Here is a 12,877-nt window from a genome sequence, read left to right as displayed (position 1 = left end):
TTAACCTCGTGGCCCAGGACGTTTAATGCCAGGTACTACACTTATGCCCTCAGCTACGTCGATACCTGATTGCGTAATACGGGCTACCCATGTGTTTACTGTGAGTTTATCGAGTGTTATATAGCCGTTTTGCTCTAACCAATTGAGTAAGGTTTTAAGCTGATCGCGACTGCAACCCAGTGCATAACGCTGTAGCACATCGGCTAGCATGCTGGTGTTAGCGCCAAAATCGGCGGATTCTTTTAGCGTTATTAATATGCTAATTCGTTGGTGCTCGGCTTGAACTTGTAACATTGCCATGGTGGTTTTTCCTATGGGTGGGGCTTAAGGGCTGGCACGGCTTCTTCTACTGGTTCGCCGCATTTCATGCAGCGGAACAATGTGTAATCGGTTATGCCTTTATTAAAATCGTTGGTGGTAACAACCTGAGCGTGTATATGTTTATAACAAGCCTCGGTTTTATCTGTGCCTGTAAGTACGGTGATTTTTGCGCCGCATTGGCACTTGTCGTTAACTATCGCCATTTCGCGTGCCTCTGAGTTCGTTTTCCATTAGTAAGTCGGTTAAGCGTTTTATGTCGGTGAGCTGCGGGTTAAGGCCGTCTATTTTTACGCTTACTTCTAATAGGCGTTTGTCTAGGTCGTGTATGTCGTCGGCGTTTGGCAGGTCTTCTATTGTTTTTTCTACGGCACTTAAACGGCTTTCTAACGCTTTAGATACAACCTCATGGGTTGTTTTAGTTACAAAAGTACTGCGCAACCATGCCAGTGCGCTTGCCCCAATAATGGCAATACCTACGGTTAAAAATGCTTTCCACCATTCCAATATAAAATCCATGCTAGCGCCTATAGTGCTGTTGTTGTATTTCAATGAGTGATTGGCAATCTACACAGGTACTACAGTTTTTAACCGCGTCACGGCGTTCCTTTGGTATTTCTATGTCACACTCTTGGCAGTGCATAAACGCTGCACCGGACGTGTTTGCTTTTTCGCGCTGAATTGATAGCGCGGCATCGAGTAGGTGTTGTTCTATTTTTTGCGCGTCGTCTAATTTACTCACTGCGGTTTCCTTACTTTTTCAATGACGTTTTTAATGCCTTGCTTAACGCTTGGCGCGGCTTTTTCAACTGAGCGGCCAATAACATAACCACCTATACCAAGTTGCAGTAAATCCCATGCTTGCTCTGATAAGCGAAACGCTAATAGACCGAATGAATCAAGGCACACCAATACTAAGAACGTAAGCATGGTGATTGGCCGCCAGTTACGTTGAAGCCAGCTTTCACCTTTGGCCTCGGCGGTAATAATTTGCGATTGCGCCTCTAGAACTTTGCCTTGTAGCTCTACAATTTTGCCCTCTAGCTCTAGCACTTGGCTTTGGGCTGCGTTTTCAATGCGCTTGAGTTCGTTGGTAACGGCTTGGCGTTCTTCGTCGCTGGTAAAGAGATCATCAATTAAATTGGTGATTGGCTCGACCACGTTAAACCAGTTTTTAATTGCCATTTACTTGCTCCTCACCAAACTTTAATTGTCGCTTGCGCTCGTTGGTAATTTCCTTTTGCAACGCCTGCCAAACCTGTTTAGTCTTTGGATTTTGACTTAACATCGTGTTAGTTAATGACTCCGGATGTTGCGGGTTGTACTTTTTACCGGTTGCCTCTTCGTACTTCGGTTTAACAACATGTGTTTCAAGCTCACTAAACACTAAAGCAAGGGCAAGTTCTTTTATTACAGTTCGTTGAGCTGGGGTGAGTGGCTTTACTTTAGCGCCCATTAGACTCTCCAAAACGTTTTTTAAGGGCTTCACGGGCGTTTTTGTAGCTTTGCTGGCCGTCTACGCGTAGCTGTATGTCGATGGCTCTTACTGATTGCCAGCCTTTATTAAAGTGGCTTTGCATGGTGCCGCAATGACTGTGCATTGGTATTTTGCGTGGGTCGAATGGCATATTGTGCATGCGCGCATCTACCTCTTGCTCCATACGTTTCTCGCGGCCTTTTAGATATGACCAATCCCAATTTTTACCCATTAGGCCACCCCGCTTAGCTGGTTTACTGCAAATTCGGTTACGTGGGCTAAGCGGTTATACCAGCCCTCTAGGTTTGGTTTTTGGCTTGAGTCGTTTGCACAAATACGGGCGTACTTTCGGCCACGGTTTACGCTGAGCAATACGGTTAGGCTAAGGGCTGGACGCTGTAGGATAGCGGCTAGGGTTTTTGGCCCCATGCGACCATCGGGCTTTGAGTTGACTAATCGCTGGGTTAATTGTGTCATGGCGGGTGCGCCGTGCTGTACTGCGCCATCTAGCAGCATAAAGTCAACCCCTGCGGGGCTTTGCTCGCAGTGCATGGCACGCCAATAATCACTATGATAAAGGCTTAGCGCTTTAGCAAGCGTTAGGTTTTTAATATCTACAGTTGGGTAAGCGCGCTGGCTTATACCGTATTTGGTAAGGCCGCCACGGTCTGATGCTACGTTATTTAACCCGCCATCGCTGCGCAAGCCTCCCTCTAAATACAAGATAGGTAATATGCACTGGGCAAATTTAAGCGAGTACGGGGCAAGCGCGTTTTGCACTTCGGGCACTTGTTTAAAGTAATTTAAGTTGAGTGGGTTGAATACGAACATACCGAAAAGCCTTGTTGTTTTTCGGTATTGTGGGGGGTTGTGCTTAAGTGTTGGCCGTGCGGGGTTTCGGGAAAGTTTAGTTAAAAAGTAGACAGATTTAATAAAGTTTTTTATGGTACTGCAAGTTAGCAACTTTCGCTAGTTACCATTTAAAAGGACTTAATTTATGAAATACCCTGCCTTTGTTTTAATCGCGTTATTTTCACTTTCAAGCCATGCGGCCATTTATAAATGTGTTATTGATGATGTGCCCACGTTTAGCCAAACCCCTTGCGCCCCGGATGCTAAAGAGCTGCATTTAAAAGTAAGCAAAGCGCCAAGCCCTGGCGATAGTCATTCTATTTTGCAGCAATGCACTGCGCTTGCAAAAAACAGCTATGCCTGGCGTGATCCCAATTCGTTTATTGTTGTGTCGCATGAAAAGCAATGGCGCGATGATGCAAGCGGGGCGCGATTAGTGTTAGCTATGCAAGTGAATGCTAAAAATGGTTATGGCGGGTATGGGGATTCTAAGCCGTTTAATTGCTTTTTAAACCACGGTGGCACGGGTTTAAGTACTGTTCAACACTGGATTAACTGAGAAAAATTGTTACTTTTCCGATTTACCTAAATATCCAAATAACTTAATTTAAAGATGAGAAATTGATTATGTATAACGATTTATTAAAAAAAATACAAAGCCTTAAAAGCTTTGACACTATTGAAGAAGATAACTTTCAAACGATTCATGAGACAATTGATTATTTAGAACGCTCACTAAATAGAGCTAAAATAAAAGACTTGTCAAAAGATGAACTTGAACTCTATGTATTTACAGTAAATACCCCTTTTGAAGAAACAGACAATTTAATTAGCCTTCCTGAGCCATTTTTAGATAGAGTAAAAGAAATTCAAGAAGAGATACTTGCAACTTATTCTTAAATTTAAAAGCCGCATATTATCTTATGCGGCTTTTTAAAATAATACCTATTAATATTGCTATTACCCTTTTATTTTATTCTGTAACTCAATTATCCCTCTTAGCAGCTCATTTGGCTGGTGAATAAGCATAAACTCTAGGTCTTGTGCTTTTGTTTTTTCAAGCGCGGCGGGCGTTTTAGCTATGAGCGGTGCGCCTACTTCGTCTATGAATTTGTTTTCGTCTTGCATAACATGCAGCTGTATTTGTATGTCGGTGTGCTGTTCTTGCAGTGTGCCCAGTAGTACGTAATTGTTTGGGTGCTTACCCTCTAACATATCGACTATTAGCGTATCGACATACTCTACGGCCTCGGCGGCTACGTTGACCGCTTCGCTCATTGGGGCTTTTTTGGCTGGGTTGCTCATTAAAATAATCTCCTTTGTCGGCGCTCGGTTTCTACAATGCGTTGGTGCTGGATTATTTCAGCTATACGGCGCTCTGTTAGTTTAAATTTATTGGCAAGCTGCTCTATGTTGTTGCCTTTGTATTCTTGCCATATTTGTATATCGCGCAGGGCTGCTTTTAGGCGCTGGTCGGTGGGTATGTATACGTCGCGCCCGCCAAAGTAATGGCCTATTGCTAGGGTTATGGCCTCGCCTACCCCTTGCGGGTTGTTTACGCTGGCTTTGGTGAGCTGCGTTTCAATGAGTAGTGCAAGCGATTGTAGGTTGCTAGGCCAGCGCTTACGTACTTCGGCTGCGTCCTCAGTAGATAGCTTGCTTAGGCAGTCTTGCAGCTGCTCTACGCTTTCACCAAACAGCTCTGATTGTTGTTCATTTGGGTTATTTTGCATAAGCTTTACTTACCCTCGTATTTATTTTTAATGCGTTGCTCTATTGCTTCGAGCCGCTCTGCCATAGACCACATGTTATTATTGTCTTTTCTGCTCACTACAGCTGAGCGCTTAACGTTTCTATCAATAAGTATTTTACGAGCAATGCTTATCCACATTGCTTCATAGTGACTTTTAAGCCAGTTTTTCATAGTGCCCCCTAAATCAGTTCAAGGTGTTCAATGCTTACACCACCTGATTTATCGCTGATTTTAACAACCGTTTCACCGCACACTTCCCAGCACTCAGACGTAATGACATGTTCAGTAAAAACATCTTTATTTTTTAAAAGTGGGTAATAACGTACTTTTGCATTCATTTGTATTTGCTGTGTTTTTAACATTACTTTTCCTTATTTACTTTTGCGCCGTAGCGGCTCATTTGTTCTAAATAGGCTTGGTGGTTTTGTTGCTCACTCATTTCTAAGCCCTGGCGTTTTACTTCCATACTGCGGCTACGTTCTGCTGCGGTTGGCTGCACTATTTGCTCTAGTGAGGTGGTGAGCACTTGTTTTAAGTAGTTATGGTTTGCAAGCGGCTTGATGTTTGGCTGGCCTACTCGCTTTGCCATAATTGAATTAGTGGTTTGCTCCATGGCGTGGCCCAGTGCCGCTACGTTCTCGGTTAGGGCAAGTACTTCATGGGCTAGTTTTACTGCGCGTGTGGCGCTTAAGTCCTGCTTTGCTGGGCGAAACAGGGCTAAGTAACCGACCAATGCCTAGGCTGTGCGTTTGTTGATGCTGGCTACGATGCTTAATAGCTCTTTGCCTGCGTCGTCTTGCACTAGCTGATCTAGGCTTAGGTGGCTTTTACACACGGGGCAACGGGTTAATTTCATTGGTGCTGATCTCAAATATGTTGCATACGGCTTGGTATGATTTATGGGGTACGGTGCTAAGTGGTATTGGCCGTGCGTAGGTTTGGCCTGACACTAGGCAGTTAAATTCTTCATACGCTTGCATTTTGTTTGCTTTTAAATGCGCTACCATTTCGCGTTTGTGCCATTTTTTAAGCGGCTCTAGCACTTGTATGGCTTGTTTTAGGGTTAAAAAATGGGTGTGGTAACTTACGTTTGCCCCCACTTTTGCGCGGTTTAACATGCGGTTTACGTAGGCGTCTAGGGCGGTTTCTGAGCCATCATGCACAAAGCTTTGTTTGTGCATGGTGATCCAAATTGCGCGTATTTTGTTTATTTCGCCTAGCTGCTTTGCTGATGATTTAGGGCTTAAACGGCGTTTAGCCTTGGCTTTAAACCCTGCTTTTTTAAAGTGTTCTAACACTTTTTTTAGCTCGGGCAGGCTCATTTGGCTGCATGACGTTTTACCCGCTGAGCCAAGTAATGCGGCGCGGTAGGTGTCGTCGTCTAGCCCTAGTTGCCCTTTAGCTATGTGAATGAGCTGTATTAGCTTTGCTTTAGTCATTTTTAAACTCTTCTAGCTGCGCGCGCAGGGCTAAGTAGCCTTGACCTATTAGCTGGGCCTCTTGGTCTGTAAATACGCTGGTGTCTACTGATAACTTGTGTGAGCACTCTAAAAACTTAACTAGGGCAACAAGCTGTCTTAGCTCTAATTCTGGTTTTACGATATAGGCCATGTGACCTCCTTTTGTTGTTTGCTGTTTATCAAAGTGCTTTTGCTTTGGGTAAAACACTTTGATAAAAAGCCGCGTCCGTGCGCGCTTTTTAATGGTTTAGCTGGTGTGGCTTATGCTTTTTTGCATAGGCGGGTTAATGCCTACCAGCTGGCTTTGCACTACAAAGCTGATGTTTTGAAACACAAAGTTGATGTTTACTGGCTCTTTGCTTTGCGCCACTAGGTTTAAAACTGTTTGCAGGTCGCTGTGTTCGTTTACTTGAATTGTTGATGTAACTTCCATGATTGCGCCCCTTACAGCTTGGCTATATCGAGTGATATGGCGTGTTCTTGCTCGCCTATGGTTTCGTAAAAACGTATAAAGCGCGTTGAGTCCATTACCTGTATTGAGTCGGCTATAATGTCCATTGCGCGCTGCCATTTACCGGTTTCGTCGGTGATATTTAGGCGGCGTAGGCCGAGTACTTTTTGCACTGAAACTTTGCCTTTTTTGTCGGTGGCAAAGGTTTGCTCAATAATGAGTTTTAGGTTTTCGTTTGCGCCCTCGCTCCATTCGTTTAGGCATTCGTCTATTAGGTCTTTTGCTATTAGTAGCTCTGGCCCCAGTTCTATGCTTTCTTGCACTTGCAGGGTTACTTTTTGCTTGTGATCAAAACTGCGTAAGGTGACGTTGCCTTTTGTGCCGCCCAGTTCTACTGCGTACTCTTGGGCTAGTAAGCCTATGAATGCGTCAAACTCGCTCATTTGCTCTTTTTTAAAGGCGGCTAATGCTTTGCTTTGCTCTTTGGCTTTGGCTATGGCCGATTGCACAAACTCATGGCGAATCATGTCGGCTGGACGAATCGCTTTAAGTGGCACCTGGTGGCCTTTGTGATTTTTTAAAAACTCTTGTGACATGGTAGTTATCTCTCTATAAAAATGATGATTTGGCCGTGTAATTTTGCTGGGCGAACTTGGCGGGTTTGCCCGTTTTTGGTTTCGGTTAGCACGGGTAAATGTGCTGGGGCTTTGCCTGTCACTTCGATTACATGACGGCTAAAGCCTTTGTGTGAGCTGATAATTTGCAGCCCTTGTTTTTGTAGCTCTTTTAGTACGTTGCGTAGTTGCATGGTTATTTGCTCCCGCATATTTTTGAATTTGGGCAACCATTGCGACACGCTTTATATAGTGCGACGCGTACATGGTTGGTGGCTGCGAACTTTCTGTTTTGGTGCTCTAGGCATTGGTTTATCGGTATTTCGTCTAGGATTGGGCAAGTTACCGTTGATGCCATAAATACGCCCTCTACACGCTGCTGTATTACGTGTGTAGAGGCTTTGTATTTGTCGTTTACCACTTGGCTTACTGTGGCTTTACTTACGCCTAGTTTTTCGGCAACGTTGCGCATGCCTTGCTTTGCTACTTCGTCTTTTAAAACGTGTAGCCAGTTAGCTGTTGAAGTCATGCGCTTCTCCCAGTGTGACGGGGGCTATTTTTACGGTTTTACGTTGCACGGCGTTAAACTCAACTAGCTCGTTTGTGTTTGGGTCGAATACGCCTGTTGCTTTTGGAACGGGGCGTTTTGGACCGGTATTTTTAAGCATGCGGTATATGGTTGTCTCTCCTGCTCGCTCAATGACTGAGCCTGTGCGCGGGGCTGATTTGACAACAAATATGTACCCTGCTTTTTTTAAAATTGAGATATATGAACGCGCAGAGGCTACCGATATGTCGGCGGTGCTTGCCACTTGCCCTGCGTCAAATTCATTTAGGATTCGCATTGATTGCCACATCCGCTGTCTCCCTGAGTTTTTTTGTTTTGCATCACTGTTTTTTGGTTGTTTAAACGGCTTGTATTGGGCGTTTAAAACGGTGTAGGTGATGTGTTCGTAATCAACATTTTCAGCTATGGCCTTTGCTGCGATTAGGCGTTTTGCAAAGGCTTTTAAGCTGTCGAGTGTTGTGTGCTCTATGGCATCGCGCACTTGTTGCAATGAGAATGTTTTTAGGATTCTCATTGCTTGCCATGCGTCTTGTAATTGTGGGCGGCTCACTGAATATCTCCTTACGCTTTTTTAAGGAAAAATTCTTTAGAACCCCACTGCTGTAGGTCGATACTGGTTAGGCCGTTTGCCAGTGCAAAGGCTTCTATTTTTGATAGCCCTGTGATGATGCGACGCACTTCGCCGTCGGTGTCGCTGAGCAACTGGCTTAGTAGGTCGTCTTGTATTGTGAGCGTTGGCTCTATGACTGCGTTGACGATAATTTGCAGGTCTTCGCGCTGGGTTGGCTGAAACTCTAACCATTCTGATATACGGTTATAAAATTGACGGTGACGCTGTAATTTGCGGCGCACTGATTCCATACCAATAAGTACTACTGGGCAGTTAGTTAGGTCGTGTATATCGCGCACGATTTCGAGTGTGTTTTTGTCGTTTAGTAGGTAGTCGGCTTCGTCTATAAACAGTGGGCGATTGTGTATTGCCATGTGCTCTATGATGTAGTTAAGCATGGCTTCACGGGTGTAAATGTCTGGGCCGCTTAGCTCTTTAACTATTTGGCGTAAAAGCTGCGCTAATGTCATTCCTGATGTGGCACGTATGTAGATGCCGTCGCAACGATTAACCAACCATGCTGTTGCGGTGGTTTTACCAAGACCTGGATCGCCGTAGATTAGGCCAATGCCTGGTACGCCATGCGCGCGTTGGTTTAGGGCTTCTACCATCATTTGTGTAGCTACTACGTTGCTTACGATTGCTATTTTAGTTTTCATGGTTTTTCCTTTTACTATTTATGTAATTGAGTTGGTGCAGCGGGTGCTGCGTTCATGTCGCTTAGTAGGTCGTCTAGGCGTTTTGATGATGCGCGATTGTTTTGCTCCCATGTGTTTAACCAGGTTGCATCTACTTCGCTTAACTGATTTGTTAGGCGTTGTTTTTTATGAAACATGGCTTTGCTTTGTGGGTTGTCGAATAGCGGCGTTGGGTTGACGTTTGCTATGGCGGTTTCAATTTCTAACTGCTTACGGCGTTTTTCAAATTCGCTTAATTGCTCGTCGCTAAAGCCGACTGCTGGCTTGCTGTCGAGCGCTTTTGTAGCTGACTGCGTTATGACGTTGGTGTGTTCAACCGACTGTTTAGGCAGTGTTGCAAGCGCTTTGTTTTGGGTTGTGTAATGCCCTAGCACTTCGTTTGCTATGTCTGAAACGTTGACGCTTTTAGCGGTCTTTTTAAGCTCTTTAAGCTTGCGTGATGTTTCGGCTGATTGGCTGCGTTTTGCATGGTGTGCTACGTCTTGACGTGTCATGCCTGCTGATTGAATTTCGTGGTCTACTGCGATACAGATAAACTCGTTATTCATGCGATTAAATACGTAAATACGGCCTACGTTTTTAGGGTCCCATTTGCATAGCACTTCATCGCCTACGATTGCGCCCAGTTCTGGGGCAATATAGAACCCGCCACTTAGTTTAATGCCCTCTTTACCTACCATGCGTAAACCACGATTTGATGGTATTGGCTGTAGCATTACATCAAGCAAACGCTCGTCTTTGATCACTTTGATTTGGTCGCGACTTGCTGCGAATAAATCGAATGGTGTTTTGTTGCCTATGTTGCTATGTGGCTTGTGGTGGTAACGGTTGTCTATCCAGTTATCTACGAACTCTTGCAGCTGCTGCGCAGTCATGTTGATTTCGATAGCTGATTTATCACCGCCCTGCTTTGCTAATAGGCGCTGTGCAAAGGTTTTGCGCGCTTCTATTGCTTGGCGTTCTGACACGTTGTGACCTATGTAACCGGTTAATAGCTCGGCTATATCGTGCGAGAACGTTTTGAAAAAGCGCTCTATGTAGGGCTTTTCTTCACCTGAAAACGGGCGTGTTGTTTCGTGCTTTATGTCGAGCGCGTCAAACACACTTTTGATTTGTATTGAGGTGTAGTCTTTACCGTTATCGGTGCGGGCTATTTCGGGTATGCCCCAATCGAGTATTGCTTTACGGATAACTAAACAGATACCGGTGCTGTCACTGGTTGGGTGAATAACCACTTTTGCACGGCGGCTAAATACGTCGATAATTCCGATTAGTGAGTAGCGGCCATCGGTTAGCATTACGTCTGATGGGGTTGAATCGAATTCCCATAATTGATTAAGACGTTTTACGTTTTCGTCCATTTTACCCATGGCGCTCATATACTTGTTTTTCCAAGCATCTGGGTTTGCCATTTTGGTATAAAGTGCGCTGTTTTCGCGCTTCCAACGTGTTAGCCAATCGCGGATTGTGGTTTCTGCTGGTAACGATTTACCTACTTGATAAAAACGAGCAATTAAGCCCTCTTTTATTTGGGTGGCTTTTACGTGTGGGTATTCGTAGATCATGGCTATGCAAAAATCGGCTAGCTCTTTGTCTGAGTCGATGATTGATTTGCCGGTACGCTTTGGCTTTAAAGCTAGCCCTGCTATGCCTTTTTCAGCTACGGTTTTTTGCCAGCGTATTAATGTAATGCGCGATACTGATGGAATTAAACTTCTATATTCTACAGGTACGTCGATTAGACCTTTGTTATAGCGCTCGCTATATAGGTCAAACCCTGCAACTTTGGCTAGGTTGTTCGCACTTACAAAGCTTTCTGCCTCTTTTAAAACCCAGCATTTCGCACTTGCCTTGGGTGGAATACTTTCCAGTGCCGCAAGCTGCTTTAGGTTTTGGTCTTTAAGCTCTGTTATTTCTGAGTTTTTAAGGCGTTCAGTTTGTTCATTTACGCTTAAGTATACTTTGCCGCTTTGTGCTGCTGGGCTATTTGTTTCTTTGATTAAGGCCTCTTTAACTTGCACACTAATGTGTGCAGGAAGATCAGCAAGTGCATATTTGCGCACTTTTCCGCCTCTACCTTTAACCTCTGTAAAAGGCCAGTTTTCGCTTTTAGCTCTTATCTGAATACTGCGCTTATTTACAAGCATATAACCAGCTATTTGGTGTGCTGTGTATAGTTCCATTATTCACCCCTTTTAAGCTTGCGACGCCCAGCCTTGCGGTTAGGCTTGCCGTCAACACCATAGCGCTCAGGCCATATTTCACGGGCACTTACGCCAAGCGTTTCAGCTATAATCTTTTCAGCTGCGGGGTACGGTCTGTGTAATGCGTTTTGCACTGCATTCGACTCATAACCCCGACTAAATGAGAGCTGGCGACATGACCAACCCTCGGTTTCTAACGCTGATTTTATTTCTGTTACCGTCCAACCTGGACTTTCTAACTCATCCATCCAATGCACCCCTACGTGTGTATTTTGTGTTCATGCACACAAAGATACGCACACATAAATGTGAATGCAACATTTATCTGCACACTTTAGTGTGCATGCAAATCAAACGATTGATTTAACTAATAATTTATTTTTTTTTGGTGTTAGTATTTGATGGATCGCACTTCGCGCTTTGAAGTGCGAAAGGATCGCGGTTAGGAAAACAAGGGGATTTAAATTTTTATTTTGCATGCACTCGCTTGTGTGATTAAATATAATTATATCCATCATCCGAACAGAGCAATTGAGCTTTATGGCTACATTCAATAAATATCTAAAAGCGCTAAGAGAACGGGTGTTCTTAGATATAGGCACGGTTGCCGAGCGCACGGGGGTGCATAGAAATACTCAATCTAAATACGAAGACAGTCGCGATCCTCCATTTGATTACTTAGTTGAGTTTGCGGCATTGGTTGATGTGCCGCTAGATGAGATGTTAATTAAGCGCCTAGAAGACTCTAAGGCTTCTGAGGACGCTATCAACAAGGCGTTAAAGGCTTTAAAGCCAGGTGATAGAGGCTACTACGAAATCAAGTCAGTTAATGAGCCAAACATGACTTACAACGCAGTAAGTGAACTGATGCAAGTAAAAATCACTGAGGCTTCACACAAGCTTATACCTCTTGGGGCAACTATTTTTGTCAATACAAACTCAAAATCTATTGATGCAAATAGCATGTATGCTTTTTTAAACCCGATGAACGGTGAGCACTTCGCTGCAAAGCTGGTACTGACAGCAACAAAGCTTAAATTGGTATTTGATAGCATTGAGCGTAAAGATCTAGTCTTTAACGTTGAAGGTGGCGAAACAGAATCGGGTTATGTTTTGAAAACTTTGGGGCTTCTAGGTAAAATTGTAAAAGCTGAGCTAATTTTTTGATTTATCTATTTAAGCCGTGTTTATCACGGTTTCGCGCTTTACATTATCATTTTTTCGCACTTTTTAAGATCGCACTTAATTTTACTTAAACTGGGCTTAAACCCTTATTTCTCCCGCGTTTTCCCATCTATTCTTATCTATTCCCTGTTTATCATTTAGATCTGTTAGTTACAGTAACGCTTTGATATGGGATTATTTGTTTATTTAATGCAAATCCACATTTGTGCTGAATAAATAGCCAAGCCTTTGATTGCTTTATTTTTATACAGCTCCATGGCAGTTCTAAAATTATTAGGTTTTAATCAATATTTAAAATAAATATACGTCTTTGATTAAGATTCAGTTCAACAAACTTTAACGATACAAAATAAAAGTGAGGTATTTATTTTAAATACGTTTATTTAGACTTTGTAAAAATATAGGAAATAGAACAGTTTTTTATCACTAAAAGCTACTTTATTTAATTTTACGGCAAGTTTTATTAGCTAAAATTACTCTCTTGATTCAAATATTACGCTGTTTTTGTAAAACAATATCACTGCGCTTTACTTAAATAGTGTTATAAAACGCGCAGATTGCACATAAAAACAACGAATAGACCTCTTTTTTGAATTTATGATCTTTTATATGTTGACACTTTGCTATGCGGTCATTAATATTTCGCCCCGTTGAAAGGCAAGACGCTTCCCCCTTAGCTCAGTTGGT

Annotated in this window: 25 protein-coding genes and 1 pseudogene; 3 read left to right on the top strand and 23 right to left on the bottom strand. The window is 43.4% G+C overall.

Annotation, left to right across the window (positions count from 1 at the left end):
* From CWB76_RS11420 to CWB76_RS11385, 8 genes are read right to left on the bottom strand one after another with little or no spacing between them, the layout of a single operon-like run.
* Nucleotides 1-300, bottom strand: coding sequence for a VpaChn25_0724 family phage protein (locus tag CWB76_RS11420; RefSeq protein ID WP_138607695.1), 300 nt, complete (start codon nt 298-300; stop codon nt 1-3).
* Nucleotides 301-311: 11 nt separating this feature from the next.
* Entirely contained in the window at nt 312-524 is a 213-nt protein-coding gene (locus CWB76_RS11415) for a hypothetical protein (RefSeq protein WP_138607693.1), read from the bottom strand.
* On the bottom strand, nt 511-837 hold the full coding sequence (locus tag CWB76_RS11410; RefSeq protein WP_138607691.1) for a DUF2730 family protein: 327 nt from the start codon (nt 835-837) through the stop codon (nt 511-513). Before CWB76_RS11410 ends, CWB76_RS11415 begins: the two co-directional genes overlap by 14 nt.
* Nucleotide 838: 1 nt before the next feature.
* A complete protein-coding gene (locus tag CWB76_RS11405; RefSeq protein ID WP_138607689.1) occupies nt 839-1,060 on the bottom strand; it encodes a TraR/DksA C4-type zinc finger protein in 222 nt (73 codons plus the stop codon).
* The gene (locus CWB76_RS11400; protein WP_138607687.1) at nt 1,057-1,503 is read right to left on the bottom strand and encodes a 3TM-type holin; all 447 of its coding nucleotides are present in this window, start codon (nt 1,501-1,503) and stop codon (nt 1,057-1,059) included. Before CWB76_RS11400 ends, CWB76_RS11405 begins: the two co-directional genes overlap by 4 nt.
* On the bottom strand, nt 1,493-1,774 hold the full coding sequence (locus tag CWB76_RS11395; protein ID WP_138607686.1) for a hypothetical protein: 282 nt from the start codon (nt 1,772-1,774) through the stop codon (nt 1,493-1,495). The genes CWB76_RS11400 and CWB76_RS11395 overlap by 11 nt, the downstream gene beginning before the upstream one ends.
* Nucleotides 1,764-2,027, bottom strand: a complete 264-nt coding sequence (locus tag CWB76_RS11390; protein WP_138607684.1) for a hypothetical protein — start codon at nt 2,025-2,027, stop codon at nt 1,764-1,766. Before CWB76_RS11390 ends, CWB76_RS11395 begins: the two co-directional genes overlap by 11 nt.
* Nucleotides 2,027-2,626: a glycoside hydrolase family 108 protein gene (locus CWB76_RS11385; RefSeq protein ID WP_138607682.1), complete on the bottom strand. Its 600-nt coding sequence runs from the start codon at nt 2,624-2,626 to the stop codon at nt 2,027-2,029. Before CWB76_RS11385 ends, CWB76_RS11390 begins: the two co-directional genes overlap by 1 nt.
* A gap of 166 nt (nt 2,627-2,792) precedes the next feature.
* On the opposite strand from CWB76_RS11385, the gene CWB76_RS11380 reads away from it, so the two are divergent.
* Nucleotides 2,793-3,206 carry a DUF4124 domain-containing protein gene (locus CWB76_RS11380; protein WP_138607680.1) on the top strand — a complete coding sequence of 138 codons (414 nt, stop codon included), beginning with the start codon at nt 2,793-2,795 and terminating at the stop codon, nt 3,204-3,206.
* Nucleotides 3,207-3,274: 68 nt separating this feature from the next.
* Nucleotides 3,275-3,547, top strand: a complete 273-nt coding sequence (locus tag CWB76_RS11375) for a hypothetical protein (protein ID WP_138607678.1) — start codon at nt 3,275-3,277, stop codon at nt 3,545-3,547.
* A 60-nt stretch (nt 3,548-3,607) separates the two neighbouring features.
* Here the strand turns inward: CWB76_RS11375 and CWB76_RS11370 are convergent, their stop codons facing one another.
* The 15 genes and pseudogenes from CWB76_RS11370 to CWB76_RS11300 form a co-directional block, all read right to left on the bottom strand.
* Complete coding sequence (locus CWB76_RS11370; RefSeq protein WP_138607676.1) at nt 3,608-3,952, bottom strand: hypothetical protein; 345 nt, start codon at nt 3,950-3,952, stop codon at nt 3,608-3,610.
* Nucleotides 3,952-4,380, bottom strand: coding sequence for a Mor transcription activator family protein (locus CWB76_RS11365; protein ID WP_138607674.1), 429 nt, complete (start codon nt 4,378-4,380; stop codon nt 3,952-3,954). Before CWB76_RS11365 ends, CWB76_RS11370 begins: the two co-directional genes overlap by 1 nt.
* Before the next feature lie 5 nt (nt 4,381-4,385).
* The gene (locus CWB76_RS11360) at nt 4,386-4,571 is read right to left on the bottom strand and encodes a hypothetical protein (protein ID WP_138607672.1); all 186 of its coding nucleotides are present in this window, start codon (nt 4,569-4,571) and stop codon (nt 4,386-4,388) included.
* An 8-nt stretch (nt 4,572-4,579) separates the two neighbouring features.
* Complete coding sequence (locus CWB76_RS11355; RefSeq protein WP_138607670.1) at nt 4,580-4,762, bottom strand: hypothetical protein; 183 nt, start codon at nt 4,760-4,762, stop codon at nt 4,580-4,582.
* Nucleotides 4,762-5,256: pseudogene (locus CWB76_RS11350) on the bottom strand (HI_1489 N-terminal domain-containing protein). The gene CWB76_RS11355 and the pseudogene CWB76_RS11350 overlap by 1 nt, the downstream one beginning before the upstream one ends.
* Complete coding sequence (locus CWB76_RS11345; protein ID WP_138607668.1) at nt 5,228-5,839, bottom strand: gp16 family protein; 612 nt, start codon at nt 5,837-5,839, stop codon at nt 5,228-5,230. The pseudogene CWB76_RS11350 and the gene CWB76_RS11345 overlap by 29 nt, the downstream one beginning before the upstream one ends.
* Nucleotides 5,832-6,011 (bottom strand): hypothetical protein, encoded by a 180-nt coding sequence (locus CWB76_RS11340; RefSeq protein WP_138607666.1) that lies wholly within the window; start codon nt 6,009-6,011, stop codon nt 5,832-5,834. The genes CWB76_RS11345 and CWB76_RS11340 overlap by 8 nt, the downstream gene beginning before the upstream one ends.
* Nucleotides 6,012-6,107: 96 nt before the next feature.
* Complete coding sequence (locus CWB76_RS11335; RefSeq protein WP_138607664.1) at nt 6,108-6,293, bottom strand: hypothetical protein; 186 nt, start codon at nt 6,291-6,293, stop codon at nt 6,108-6,110.
* Between the two features lie 11 nt (nt 6,294-6,304).
* Entirely contained in the window at nt 6,305-6,907 is a 603-nt protein-coding gene (locus tag CWB76_RS11330) for a DUF3164 family protein (protein WP_138607663.1), read from the bottom strand.
* Nucleotides 6,908-6,912: 5 nt separating this feature from the next.
* Nucleotides 6,913-7,119, bottom strand: coding sequence for a hypothetical protein (locus tag CWB76_RS11325; RefSeq protein ID WP_138607661.1), 207 nt, complete (start codon nt 7,117-7,119; stop codon nt 6,913-6,915).
* A gap of 2 nt (nt 7,120-7,121) precedes the next feature.
* Nucleotides 7,122-7,454, bottom strand: a complete 333-nt coding sequence (locus CWB76_RS11320; protein ID WP_138607659.1) for a LacI family DNA-binding transcriptional regulator — start codon at nt 7,452-7,454, stop codon at nt 7,122-7,124.
* On the bottom strand, nt 7,438-8,043 hold the full coding sequence (locus tag CWB76_RS11315; protein ID WP_109874410.1) for a hypothetical protein: 606 nt from the start codon (nt 8,041-8,043) through the stop codon (nt 7,438-7,440). Before CWB76_RS11315 ends, CWB76_RS11320 begins: the two co-directional genes overlap by 17 nt.
* Nucleotides 8,044-8,054: 11 nt before the next feature.
* Nucleotides 8,055-8,762, bottom strand: a complete 708-nt coding sequence (locus CWB76_RS11310) for an AAA family ATPase (protein ID WP_138607657.1) — start codon at nt 8,760-8,762, stop codon at nt 8,055-8,057.
* Between the two features lie 14 nt (nt 8,763-8,776).
* Nucleotides 8,777-10,984 (bottom strand): DDE-type integrase/transposase/recombinase, encoded by a 2,208-nt coding sequence (locus tag CWB76_RS11305; RefSeq protein WP_138607655.1) that lies wholly within the window; start codon nt 10,982-10,984, stop codon nt 8,777-8,779.
* A complete protein-coding gene (locus CWB76_RS11300; RefSeq protein ID WP_138607653.1) occupies nt 10,984-11,253 on the bottom strand; it encodes a helix-turn-helix domain-containing protein in 270 nt (89 codons plus the stop codon). The genes CWB76_RS11305 and CWB76_RS11300 overlap by 1 nt, the downstream gene beginning before the upstream one ends.
* Before the next feature lie 292 nt (nt 11,254-11,545).
* Between CWB76_RS11300 and CWB76_RS11295 the strand changes: the two genes are divergently transcribed.
* Nucleotides 11,546-12,172: a helix-turn-helix domain-containing protein gene (locus CWB76_RS11295; RefSeq protein WP_138607651.1), complete on the top strand. Its 627-nt coding sequence runs from the start codon at nt 11,546-11,548 to the stop codon at nt 12,170-12,172.
* Nucleotides 12,173-12,877 lie beyond the last annotated feature (705 nt).

The organism is Pseudoalteromonas sp. S1609, assembly GCF_005887255.1.
In the GTDB taxonomy this organism is placed as follows: domain Bacteria; phylum Pseudomonadota; class Gammaproteobacteria; order Enterobacterales; family Alteromonadaceae; genus Pseudoalteromonas.
The sequence above is the reverse complement of the archived record's forward strand: the minus strand, read 5'-3'. Positions and strand labels throughout refer to the sequence as shown.

Coding starts and splice junctions, on each gene's coding strand:
- CWB76_RS11420 (WP_138607695.1), bottom strand. CDS start 300: ATGGCAATGTTACAAGTTCAAGCCGAGCACCAACGAATTAGCATATTA.
- CWB76_RS11415 (WP_138607693.1), bottom strand. CDS start 524: ATGGCGATAGTTAACGACAAGTGCCAATGCGGCGCAAAAATCACCGTA.
- CWB76_RS11410 (WP_138607691.1), bottom strand. CDS start 837: ATGGATTTTATATTGGAATGGTGGAAAGCATTTTTAACCGTAGGTATT.
- CWB76_RS11400 (WP_138607687.1), bottom strand. CDS start 1,503: ATGGCAATTAAAAACTGGTTTAACGTGGTCGAGCCAATCACCAATTTA.
- CWB76_RS11395 (WP_138607686.1), bottom strand. CDS start 1,774: ATGGGCGCTAAAGTAAAGCCACTCACCCCAGCTCAACGAACTGTAATA.
- CWB76_RS11390 (WP_138607684.1), bottom strand. CDS start 2,027: ATGGGTAAAAATTGGGATTGGTCATATCTAAAAGGCCGCGAGAAACGT.
- CWB76_RS11385 (WP_138607682.1), bottom strand. CDS start 2,626: ATGTTCGTATTCAACCCACTCAACTTAAATTACTTTAAACAAGTGCCC.
- CWB76_RS11380 (WP_138607680.1), top strand. CDS start 2,793: ATGAAATACCCTGCCTTTGTTTTAATCGCGTTATTTTCACTTTCAAGC.
- CWB76_RS11375 (WP_138607678.1), top strand. CDS start 3,275: ATGTATAACGATTTATTAAAAAAAATACAAAGCCTTAAAAGCTTTGAC.
- CWB76_RS11370 (WP_138607676.1), bottom strand. CDS start 3,952: ATGAGCAACCCAGCCAAAAAAGCCCCAATGAGCGAAGCGGTCAACGTA.
- CWB76_RS11365 (WP_138607674.1), bottom strand. CDS start 4,380: ATGCAAAATAACCCAAATGAACAACAATCAGAGCTGTTTGGTGAAAGC.
- CWB76_RS11360 (WP_138607672.1), bottom strand. CDS start 4,571: ATGAAAAACTGGCTTAAAAGTCACTATGAAGCAATGTGGATAAGCATT.
- CWB76_RS11355 (WP_138607670.1), bottom strand. CDS start 4,762: ATGTTAAAAACACAGCAAATACAAATGAATGCAAAAGTACGTTATTAC.
- CWB76_RS11345 (WP_138607668.1), bottom strand. CDS start 5,839: ATGACTAAAGCAAAGCTAATACAGCTCATTCACATAGCTAAAGGGCAA.
- CWB76_RS11340 (WP_138607666.1), bottom strand. CDS start 6,011: ATGGCCTATATCGTAAAACCAGAATTAGAGCTAAGACAGCTTGTTGCC.
- CWB76_RS11335 (WP_138607664.1), bottom strand. CDS start 6,293: ATGGAAGTTACATCAACAATTCAAGTAAACGAACACAGCGACCTGCAA.
- CWB76_RS11330 (WP_138607663.1), bottom strand. CDS start 6,907: ATGTCACAAGAGTTTTTAAAAAATCACAAAGGCCACCAGGTGCCACTT.
- CWB76_RS11325 (WP_138607661.1), bottom strand. CDS start 7,119: ATGCAACTACGCAACGTACTAAAAGAGCTACAAAAACAAGGGCTGCAA.
- CWB76_RS11320 (WP_138607659.1), bottom strand. CDS start 7,454: ATGACTTCAACAGCTAACTGGCTACACGTTTTAAAAGACGAAGTAGCA.
- CWB76_RS11310 (WP_138607657.1), bottom strand. CDS start 8,762: ATGAAAACTAAAATAGCAATCGTAAGCAACGTAGTAGCTACACAAATG.
- CWB76_RS11305 (WP_138607655.1), bottom strand. CDS start 10,984: ATGGAACTATACACAGCACACCAAATAGCTGGTTATATGCTTGTAAAT.
- CWB76_RS11300 (WP_138607653.1), bottom strand. CDS start 11,253: ATGGATGAGTTAGAAAGTCCAGGTTGGACGGTAACAGAAATAAAATCA.
- CWB76_RS11295 (WP_138607651.1), top strand. CDS start 11,546: ATGGCTACATTCAATAAATATCTAAAAGCGCTAAGAGAACGGGTGTTC.